1 protein-coding gene is annotated in these 534 nt (G+C 70.8%); it reads left to right on the plus strand.

Annotation, left to right across the window (positions count from 1 at the left end; translation table 11 throughout):
* A partial coding sequence (locus tag BIU91_RS00040; protein WP_290439498.1) for a riboflavin kinase occupies positions 1 to 487 on the plus strand: 487 nt, incomplete at its 5' end.
* Between the last annotated feature and the right edge of the window lie 47 nt (positions 488 to 534).

Here is a 534-nt window from a genome sequence, read left to right on the forward strand (position 1 = left end):
CGACGACGTCCGACCCGACGGTGAGCGCCGGGTGTCCTCCACCTGGATCCGTGAGCTCCTGGGCCAGGGCCGCGTGGCCGAGGCCGCTCGACTCCTCGGGCGGGAACACGCCGTGCGGAGCGTCGTGGTGCACGGCAACCAGCGCGGCCGGGCGATGGGGTACCCCACCGCGAACCTCGACCCGGCGTGCGAGGGCTTCGTCCCCGCCGACGGTGTCTACGCCGCCCGGGTGCTGCACGACGGCACCGTCTACCCGGCAGCGGTGTCGGTCGGCAACAACCCGACGTTCGAGGGTGTGCCGGCGAAGCAGATCGAGGCGCACCTGCTCGACGTCGACATCGACCTGTACGGCGATCGGATCTCGGTGCTCTTCGTGTCGTACGTGCGCGGCATGGTGAAGTTCTCGTCGATGGACGAGCTCGCTGCGCAGATGCGGCAGGACGACCTGGACATCCGGCTGCTGCTCGGACTGCCCGCGCCGGTCTGACCTGCCGAGCACGCTGAAGCGGCCACCACGAACGACGCCCCCGTGAC

Origin of the sequence: Curtobacterium sp. MMLR14_002 (assembly GCF_001864975.1) — a bacterium.
GTDB lineage: Bacteria > Actinomycetota > Actinomycetes > Actinomycetales > Microbacteriaceae > Curtobacterium > Curtobacterium flaccumfaciens.